Source organism: Streptomyces alkaliphilus (assembly GCF_014141535.1).
GTDB lineage: Bacteria > Actinomycetota > Actinomycetes > Streptomycetales > Streptomycetaceae > Streptomyces > Streptomyces alkaliphilus.
Genome location: NZ_VKHT01000096.1, coordinates 1 through 9036, shown reverse-complemented (window position 1 = coordinate 9036; position 9036 = coordinate 1). Strand labels below are relative to the sequence as shown.

The 9036-nt window shown below is 71.3% G+C and carries 10 protein-coding genes and 1 pseudogene; 4 read left to right on the top strand and 7 right to left on the bottom strand.

The window, feature by feature from the left end:
* Positions 1-21: 21 nt before the first annotated feature.
* Genes FNQ90_RS05635 through FNQ90_RS05620 form a run of 4 tightly spaced genes read right to left on the bottom strand, consistent with a single transcriptional unit; the run spans position 22 to position 2651 of the window.
* Positions 22-615, bottom strand: a complete 594-nt coding sequence (locus tag FNQ90_RS05635) for a GTP-binding protein (protein ID WP_182605246.1) — start codon at positions 613-615, stop codon at positions 22-24.
* Positions 596-970: a DUF742 domain-containing protein gene (locus tag FNQ90_RS05630; RefSeq protein WP_182605245.1), complete on the bottom strand. Its 375-nt coding sequence runs from the start codon at positions 968-970 to the stop codon at positions 596-598. The genes FNQ90_RS05635 and FNQ90_RS05630 overlap by 20 nt, the downstream gene beginning before the upstream one ends.
* On the bottom strand, positions 967-1371 hold the full coding sequence (locus FNQ90_RS05625; RefSeq protein ID WP_182605244.1) for a roadblock/LC7 domain-containing protein: 405 nt from the start codon (positions 1369-1371) through the stop codon (positions 967-969). The genes FNQ90_RS05630 and FNQ90_RS05625 overlap by 4 nt, the downstream gene beginning before the upstream one ends.
* Positions 1368-2651: an ATP-binding protein gene (locus FNQ90_RS05620; protein ID WP_182605243.1), complete on the bottom strand. Its 1284-nt coding sequence runs from the start codon at positions 2649-2651 to the stop codon at positions 1368-1370. Before FNQ90_RS05620 ends, FNQ90_RS05625 begins: the two co-directional genes overlap by 4 nt.
* Before the next feature lie 311 nt (positions 2652-2962).
* Between FNQ90_RS05620 and FNQ90_RS05615 the strand changes: the two genes are divergently transcribed.
* Positions 2963-4483, top strand: coding sequence for a helix-turn-helix domain-containing protein (locus tag FNQ90_RS05615; protein WP_182605242.1), 1521 nt, complete (start codon positions 2963-2965; stop codon positions 4481-4483).
* Positions 4480-5202, top strand: a complete 723-nt coding sequence (locus FNQ90_RS05610; RefSeq protein WP_182605241.1) for an HAD family hydrolase — start codon at positions 4480-4482, stop codon at positions 5200-5202. Before FNQ90_RS05615 ends, FNQ90_RS05610 begins: the two co-directional genes overlap by 4 nt.
* Positions 5203-5254: 52 nt before the next feature.
* Here the strand turns inward: FNQ90_RS05610 and FNQ90_RS05605 are convergent, their stop codons facing one another.
* Positions 5255-5671, bottom strand: a complete 417-nt coding sequence (locus tag FNQ90_RS05605) for an SAM domain-containing protein (RefSeq protein ID WP_182605240.1) — start codon at positions 5669-5671, stop codon at positions 5255-5257.
* A gap of 250 nt (positions 5672-5921) precedes the next feature.
* On the opposite strand from FNQ90_RS05605, the gene FNQ90_RS05600 reads away from it, so the two are divergent.
* On the top strand, positions 5922-7400 hold the full coding sequence (locus tag FNQ90_RS05600; RefSeq protein WP_194432265.1) for a helix-turn-helix domain-containing protein: 1479 nt from the start codon (positions 5922-5924) through the stop codon (positions 7398-7400).
* Positions 7397-8275, top strand: a complete 879-nt coding sequence (locus FNQ90_RS05595; RefSeq protein WP_182605239.1) for a phosphotransferase — start codon at positions 7397-7399, stop codon at positions 8273-8275. Before FNQ90_RS05600 ends, FNQ90_RS05595 begins: the two co-directional genes overlap by 4 nt.
* Before the next feature lie 4 nt (positions 8276-8279).
* Here the strand turns inward: FNQ90_RS05595 and FNQ90_RS05590 are convergent, their stop codons facing one another.
* Both FNQ90_RS05590 and FNQ90_RS05585 read right to left on the bottom strand, forming a co-directional pair.
* Positions 8280-8621 carry an NUDIX hydrolase gene (locus tag FNQ90_RS05590; protein WP_407699309.1) on the bottom strand — a complete coding sequence of 114 codons (342 nt, stop codon included), beginning with the start codon at positions 8619-8621 and terminating at the stop codon, positions 8280-8282.
* Between the two features lie 169 nt (positions 8622-8790).
* Positions 8791-9036, bottom strand: a pseudogene (locus tag FNQ90_RS05585) (hypothetical protein); the annotation flags it as partial.

Genomic DNA, 9036 nt, shown 5'->3' with positions numbered 1-9036 from the left:
GGTGGGGGTGAGGCGGGGTGGTCACGGTGCCTCCGTAAGACGGTCGTACAGGTGCTGGACGAGACGGATCAGGGCGTCCCTGGCGGAGGCGCGGTCGCGTGCGTCGCAGGTGAGCAGTGGCGTGCCGGGGGCGAGGTCGAAGGCTTCGCGCAGTTCGGCGGCGGGGTGATCCGGCGTGTCGGGGAAGACGTTGAGGGCGACCACGTGGGGCAGTCCGTACCGCTCGACGAGGTTGAGGGCTTCGAAGGACCGGCTCAGGTCACGGGCGTCGGCGAGCACCAGGGCGCCGTAGGCACCACGGGCCAGGTCCTGCCACAGGTGGGCGAACCGCTCCTGGCCGGGTGTGCCGAACAGATACAGGGCCAGGGAGTCGTCGACGGTGAGCCGACCGAAGTCCAGCGCCACGGTCGTGGTGGTCTTGTCCCGGATCCCGGAGAGGTCGTCGACGGCCGCTCCGGCCCGGGTCATGCGCTCTTCGGTGCGCAGCGGTTCGATCTCGCTGACGGCGCCGATCAGCGTTGTCTTGCCCACCCCGAACGGGCCGACGACCATCAACTTCGCGGCGATCTGCACGCTGTCGCGCACGTGGATGCCGTCATAGAGCCTTGAGGCCATGCAGCAACCTCTCCAGGATGTCGACGTCGGTGGGTTCGGCGGCGCGGTTCGTCGCGGCGGGGGGTTCGGCCACCCGGGTGACGAGGTGGCCGGTGTCGAGGAGATCGGCGAGCAGAACCCGGGTCAGGGTCAGGGGCAGCCCGGTGTGGCCGGCCACCTCGATCACGGCCAGATAGCCGTCACGGCAGGCCTCGATCATGGCCAGTTGCTCGGGTTGCAGGCCGTACAACGGTCGGTCGCCGGTCGCGGTGACCATCGTGACCACGTCGAGCACGTGGGTGTTCCGGGTGGGCCTCGCCCGCCCGCCGGTCAGGACGAACGGCCGCACCAGGTCTTGCCGTCGCCGCGGCCTCATGCCGGGTTGCCGGTGTCCTGGCGAGGTTCCGCGTTCATCCGGCCACCGAGCTGGCCCACCACCTCGTGCATGCGGTAGCCGATTTGGGCGATGTCCGCCGAGCCCGAGGCCGCGACCGCCAGATACGCCCCGTCGCCGGCGGGGATGGTGATGACGAAGCCGTCCTTGAACTGCACCAGGCTCTGCTGCCAGGCGTCCTTCGTGACCCGGCAGAACGCCGCCGTCTGGCTGCTGGTCGACTGCACCCCCGACAGCGCGGCGGCGATCCGGTCGGCCTTGTCCCGGTCCAGTCCGTCGGAGTGGGCGGTCACCAGGCCGTCGGCCGACACCAGGATCGCGTCGTAGACCTCGGGCTGCTCCAGAACCTGTTTGAGCATCCAGGCGTCTCGGTTGTGCGTCATGATTCCGTGCTCCCTTCTTCGTGGGGTGGACCGGCCGCGGCGGCGCTCCGGCTGCCGCGCACGAACGCGTCGAGCGAGGCGGCAGCCTGATCGGGTGTCGGCAGGGTCTGCTGTCCGGCTTCGTCCCGGTGGCCCGGCGGGGCGTCCGACCGGGTGCGGCGCCTGCGGGGGAGCCCACCGGCCGTGGTGTCCCGGACCGGCCGGGCGCCGGCTCCGGTGTCCGCCGGTACGGGCGCGGCCGGCGTGCCGGGAGAACCGGGCGGGGGCGGGGTGAGCGGGGCTTCCGTGAGCAGGGCGCTGGGCACGTTGACGACGGCCCGAACGCCGCCGAAGGCGGAGCCGGAGTCCACGCTCACCCCGAAGCCGTAGCGGCGGGCCAGCGCACCGCAGGCCACCAACCCGAACTGGGGCGGACTTCCCAGGTGGGCGATGGAGAAGTCCGATTGGTTCAGCAGTCGCGCGACTCTCTCCCGGTCGGCCGCGTTCAGGCCGACACCGGCGTCCTCGATCACGATGGCGAGCCCGTTGTACGTGAGCTGGAGGTGGACCTGCACCATCGTGGCGGGGCTCGAATAGCGGGTGGCGTTCTCCAACAGCTCGGCGAGCGCGACGACCAGGCCCTCCACCGCGCGCCCGTCCACGGCCCGGTTGTCCTCCACCCGCGCGATGTGGATCCGCTTGTAGTCCAGGATCCGGCCCACCGCGCCCCGCACCACGTCGTACACCGGGGTGGCATTGTGTTGCCGACCCGGCCAGGCCTGGCAGACGACGGCGATACCGACCGCCCGGCGCAGGATCTGGGCGGTGGTGTGGTCGATGTCCATCAGATCCTGGAGAAAGTCGGGATCGTCGTGCCGACGGGTCATCTCCGTCAGCTTCACCTGCTGGGTGTTCGCCAGCCCTTGCAGCTTGCGCGCCACCGCCAGCAGCAGGCCCTGCGTGTTCTCCTCGGCCTGGCGGGCCGCGTCGTCGAACAGACGCAGCACCCCGTCCAGCGCCTCACCGAATCCCGTGTCGGCCACCTTCGGGTGGAGCGGGCCGGGATCGGTTCCGCCTGAGCCATCGCTCGTCGCCGCGATGCGTGCGGGAGCACGGTGGTGCAGCAGGTGACGCAGCTCCTCGTCCCGGACGCGGAGGGTCTCCCGCTGCCGACGGACCTCCCGCTCCAGCGGCCGGCGACGCTCCCGGGAGAGCCTCCAACCCCATCCCCCCGCCACCGCCGCGCAGAAGAACAACAGCGCGAGCGTCCACGGCACGATGTTCTGCCCGAGGGTCGACATCACCGCTCCACCGGCGCGGAACCGGGACGGTGGAGGGCACGTACCGAACGGTGCGGGTTCTGGTGGCGGGGCCTTCGCACACCACGCGGACGACCCGGGTGAGCGCTGTGGCGGGTGAAGCCGATCAACGTCGCCTCTCTTGTACTCCTCGCGCGGCCCTGCCAAGCCCGGGCCGACTGGTGGGTTGAGTGAGCGACAAGAGTGATGGCGATTGGGTGCACGCGCACATCCGCACGGTGATATCACTGGAGTGATCCGGGACTTCACCCTGAGCGGTCCCGGCGGCGGGGAACCGACGCGGGAGGCAGACCATGCCGGGGGGCGAGCGACGATGTCCGGGATGCGGCTGCCGACTCAGCCGCTACAACCCCGACACCTCCTGCGCCTCCTGCGCGCGCACGGCCCCCGCGGCGCCGTCTCCCGTCTCGGTGGTCCCGGACGGGGTGTGGCAGGACCCCCGGGTGCTCGACGCCCTGCGCGCCGGTGACTTCGGCCGGCTCAGCCGCCGGATTCGGCACCTCGCCACGCTCCGACAGCAGGACCTCGCCGATCTCACCGGCCTCAGCCAGAGCTTCCTGTCCCTGCTGGAGTCCGGCACCCGACGCCTGACCAACATCGACAAGGTCGCGGCGTTCCTCGACGGCGTCTCCGCCCCTGCCGACCTGGTCGCCGTCCATCTCCCCGGCCGGATGCCTCCCACGCGGTTGGCCGACTCGACGGACGACAGCGGGGCGACGGACCCGTCCCTCCCGTGGACCGCTCACCGTATGGTGACGGCACTGGCCGACGCCGTGGAAGGCCCCACCATGGAACGCCGGAACTTCCTCACAGCGACGGGTCTCGCCCTGACCGCCTACATCCACCACTGGAGCACCGCCGAGACCGAGCCCCTGGAACGGGCCGTCGCCGGCGCCCGGATCCCCGATTCCCTGCTGGACCACCTCCAGGCCACCACGGACCACCTGCGTCTCATGGACGCGAGCGACGGCAGTGGCGCACTGGCGGATCTGGGCAAAGCCCATTTGAACGTCCTGCTGAGGCTTCTCCGGCAGGGCTCGTACCGCGAGGCCACCGGTCGTCGCCTCGCGGCCATCACCGCCGACACGGCGGCCCAGACCGGATGGTTCACCTTCGACTCCGGCCACCCGGTCGCGGCCCAGCGTTACCTGCTCGGAGCGCTACGCGCCGCCCACGCCGGCGCCGATGTGCGGCTCGGGGCGGGCGCCCTGTCCTACCTGGCCATCCACGGATATTCCACCGGCCGTCCGCGTGACGCCGTCGTCGCGGCCCGGGCGGCACGCGAGAAGATCAGGCACCTCGACGCCCCCGCTCTTCACGCCATGTTGTTGACCCGTCAGGCCCGGGGCCACGCGAAACTCGGCGAACGGCAGGCCGCCCTCAAGGCCCTCGGGCAGGCCGCCGAGCACTGCTCCAGGGGGCGCTCCGAGCACGATCCCCATTGGCTGTACTGGATGCAGGACGGCGAGATCCACAGCCAGGCCGGAAGCTGTCACCTCGATCTCGGGGAGCCCGCTCCGGCGCTCGACAGCCTCGTCCGTGCCCGTGAGGCCCACAATCCCGCCGAGGCCCGCACCCGCGCCCTGATCATGTCCCGTGCCTCGATCGCCCACATCAGGAACGGGGATCTCGAGGCCGGCTGCACCACCGCCCACGACGCGCTCACTCTCGCCGAGCGCCTCCGGTCGGCACGCCTGCGCGATCATCTCGAGGACATCGCGGAGGAACTGGCCCCGTACCGGGACACGCCACCCGCCCGGGACCTGACCGAACGCGTCATCGCCACCCTGCCCCTCACGGAAGGCCGTACGTGACCACCGCCCCCGCCCCGACGCTCATCCTGTGGGACATAGACCGCACGTTGCTCTACGTCGGCGACTTCGACCGGCAGGTGTACCGGGAAGCCTTCGCCGATGTCGTGGGGCGCCCGGCAGCCGTCTTTCCGGCCCGTGGCACCGGCATGACCATGCCGCTCGCCATCCAGGGCTTCCTGCGCGACAACGGGGTGGCCGAAGAGGACATCGCCGACTTCACCCGCCGCATGATCGAGCAGCTCCCGACCCGGTTGAGCGGGCACCGAGCGGCGATCAGGGAGCGCGGCATCCTCATGCCGGGCGCCGTCGAGGCTCTTCGGGCCGTCCACGAGCACCCCGACCTGATACCGACCGTCGTCACGGGCAACCTCAGGTCGAGTGCCCTCATCAAGCTCACCACGCTCGGGCTCGACCGGTTTCTGGACGCCGCCCTCGGCGGCTACTCCTCCGACGACCCCCACCGCCCCGCCCTGGTGGCCATTGCCCAGCGAAACGCCCACCGTCGGCACGGCGCGGTCTTCACCCGCGCCAACACCGTGATCATCGGGGACTCACTCGAAGACGTACGCACCGGCATCGAGGGGGGCGCCCGGGTCATCGGCGTCGCCTCGGGCACCACCACCCCGGAACAGCTCACCCGGGCCGGGGCCGACATCGTCCTGCCGGGCCTCAAGGACGTTCCCGGCCTGATGGCCGCCATAGCCTCGGGCGGCGCGTAACACCACCCGCCCCCGACAGCCCCGGGGATCGGCCGGGCAGGGGGCACACGCTTCACGCCGCTCTGCCGGTCGCCAGAGCCGATCGCATGACCAGCAGCCGGTGCCGAAGGTCCGAGGCGCTCGTGCGGCCGTGGGTGGAGTCATGGGGAGTCATCCAGATGCGGTGGCATCTTCCGCCCCCTGTCTCCGGCCCCGTCACCACACAGGAGGTCGAGCCCGGCCGACACAGGGTCTGCGGCACGTGCCAGCGGTGCGCGGTGCCGAGCTCCACCGGGATGTGCAACAGCAGGTGCGTCGCGCAGTACAGCACCGGGCCCACGGGAAGACCGAGCTTCCGCATGTCGTCGAGCGTGCACATGCCGAGCCGGGAACCCGTCTGGACGATGTCGGCGCGTCCACCGGTCAGCGGCGGCGGGTACTCGACAAGCTGCACGTGCCAGGGCATCCCGGCACGGGTGGCAGTGGGCATCGATCACTCCATGACGGTCTTCCGGAGGGGCCGTCCGCGACGGGTGCGGACAGCCCCCACTGTGCCGATCCGGGAGCCGGAGCACACATTCGCCGGGCGATATCGCCGGTGTGATGGACCAACCCGTCTGCCTTCCGTGGTGATGGCGCCCGGGGAAGCCCCGGCTCCTCACGGAGTCGTATGACAGCGGAAATACGGCCCCGCGCCGCCCCCGGCCTACGCTCGTGTGCCGGAAAGCCCGGGGGTGACCATGCCGTACCACGTGCGCTCGTGCACAGGTTGTGGATGTCGACTGAGCCGGTACAACGACGAAGAGCGGTGCGCCTCCTGCTCGCGCGGCGTACAGGACGTTCCGGCGCCGCTCCCGACCATCCCGGACCTCGTGTGGAGTGACCCGGCTGTTCGACAGGCCATCGCCATCTGCGACTTCGGCGAGGCCAGCGTCCTCATCCGACGGAAGGCCGGACTGCGCCAGAGCGACCTCGCCCGGCTCACCGGCCTCAGCCAGAGCTTCCTGTCGATGCTCGAATCCGGCGCGCGCCGGTTGACCAGCATCGACAAGGTCACACGGTTCCTTCGCGGGGCGGGAGCCCCGGACGCGCTCTTCCCTCTGCCGAGCTCTTCGGCACCGGAGCGCCCGGAAGCGGCGGTGACGGCCGTGACGGCGCCGGCCGCGCCGTCGGAACCGCGGGGGACGGAGGCGCCCACCGCCGATCTCCACGGCCTGGCCGTGCGGGCGGCCTCCCGGTCCCTGTCCTTCACCGAGTCGATGAGCGCCGGCTGCGTCGGCGAGGACGACCTGGAGTCCCTGGCCTACGACATCGCCGCCATCGCCACCGACTACGTGCACACTCCCCTGCCGCCCCTGTTCACCGACCTGCTCGCCACCCGCGACCGGGCCTTCTCCCTCCTCGAATGCCGGCAGCCGCCGCGGCAGACCCGCGAGCTGTTCCTGCTCGCGGGCACCAGCTGCCTTCTCCTCGCCCACGCCTCCCAGAACCTCGGCGCTCCTCGCCCGGCCATGGATCAGATCCGCGCCGCGTGGACGTGCGCGCAACTGGCGGACCATCCCGGTCTTCAGGCGTGGACGAAGGGCACGGCCGCCCTCATCGCCGAATGGTCTCCCCACAAGCCCGCCGCCCTGAAGCACATCCGCCAAGCCACCGCCCTCGCCCCGCCCGGCGAGACACGCATCCGCACTGCCGCGATCACCGCCCGCGCGGCGGCCCGTGTCGGCGACCGCGAGACCGCCCTGGCCGCCCTCGACGAGCTGCGGAGGGCGCGGGAGGAGCAACCGCGCGTGGACGAGTTCACCCAGATCGGCGGGCTGCTGACGTTCCCCGAAGCCAAGCAGGAGTACTACATCGGCAGCACGTACGCGCTCCTCGGCGAGTTCGCCCCGGCGGAGAGACACGCGTCGAGGGCCGTGGCACTCTACGAGCACGGCTCGCCGGAGGACCGCTCCTACGGTGACGAGGCCCTGGCACGGGTCGACATCGTGACCGCCCGGCTGGGCATGGGGGACCCGGATTCCGGCAGTGACCATCTGGAGCGGCTCCTGCGGATGCCCACCGGCCTACGGATTCGACAGATCGGCGTGGCGATGCGGCGGGTCGGTACGCTGCTTCAGCAGCCGCGGCTCGCCGGCAACCGAACGGCACGCGAACTGGCCGACGCCGTCCGCGGCTTCCAGGCGATCGACACCGCACGGAGAGTTCCCCTGCCATGACCACCACGGCCTCGCCGGAGTCCGCCGCCCGCCGGGCCTGCCTCGCCGCCGGGCTCCCGCACCGCTCGCTCACCCGCCTGCACGAGCACGCGACGACGGTTTTCCTGCTGCCCGAGGCCGCCACGGTCGTGAGGGTCGGCAGCGCGGACCAGGGACAGGCCCTCGAACGGGCCATCGCCCTGACCCGGTGGCTCTGCGCCCGGGGGTTTCCCGCGACCGAGCCCGCCGATGTCCCGCAGCCCTTCTCCACCGGGACCCACACCGTCACGTTCTGGAAGCATTACCCCCAGCCCGACGGGCCCGCTCCCGACGCCGGGCACCTCGGTGCCATGCTGCGCGCCCTGCACGCCCTCCCCCTCCCGCCCGTTCCCCTTCCCGAGTTCCGTCCGCTGGCGTCCCTGGAACAGCGGGTGGCCGCCGGCACCTCCCTGTCCGCCCACCACCGCGCCTGGCTCACGGACCGGATCGAGGAACTGCTCGTCTCCTACGAACAGCTCGACTCGCCTCTGGGGCCCGGACTGCTCCACGGCGACGCCTATCCGGGGAACACCCTGTGGGACGGCTCCTCGGCACGACTCGGCGACTGGGACGAGGCGGCCTTCGGCCCCCGTGAACTCGACCTCGCCAACACCTACCAGGGCGTGCGCTTCGGACGCACCGAACAGGAGCTGGAACGCTTCGGCGCCGGGTACGGCCGTGACATCCGGGACTGGCCCGGGCTTCCGGTCCTCTGCCGGATCCGGGACCTGCACACCCTGGGTTCCTACATCCGGCGGGCCGACGCCGGGGACGAAGCGGCCTCGGCAGAACTCGTCCGGCGCCTGGAGAGCCTCCGGTCCTGCTCCGATACCGGGGTGTGGGCTCCCGCCCACTGATCGGTCATCCCCGCAAGGAGTCGTCCAGATACTCCTGGACGGGGCCGAACAGCCCGTAGGGCACGTACCCGGGCAGCTCCGGATGCGTGACCCGGGCCAGCTCGGCGAGTTCCTCGGCATCGGCGAGGTGCGGGGTTCCGGAGACCACCTCGCAGGCGACGTAGGACATGAGCCGCCGGGTCTTCGGATGGACGCGCTCCCCCAGGAGCGCGACAACCCGGACGACCAATCCGGTCTCCTCCTCGGTCTCCCGGACGGCCGCCTCCTCGGCGGTCTCCCCCGCTTCGATCTCCCCGGCGGGGAACTGCCAGGTCGGGCCGGGCGCGCCGTCATCGCGCCGGCACACGAGCAACACCCGGCGTCACGGACGACGACCGCGTTGGCGACGCGTAACGCCTGAGCGGATACGGCGGCGGGCGGAGCGCCCCGGCTGTCACCGGCGCCTGCCACCGCCCGGGTCATGCCCGATGACTGGCGCCGGCACCATCGATCACCCTATTTCCCGCACATCCGGGTCACACCCCGTGGGGCGAGTCAGGGGCGGTGTGGTGGGTGATGACCGAATCGCTGAGCGCGGCCGATTCTTCGAGTTCGTGCTGCAGGTTCTCGGGGATGCTGCCCCGGTTCAGGGCGGAGGCGCGGAGGGCTGTGGTGAGGGCTTGTTTCTCCTTGTTTTCGAGCACGAGCGAGGGGTTGGGGTGGGTGAGCAGTTCGCGGGCTACGTAACCGTCTGGTGTTGAGAGGGCTGTCTTCAGGAGGTG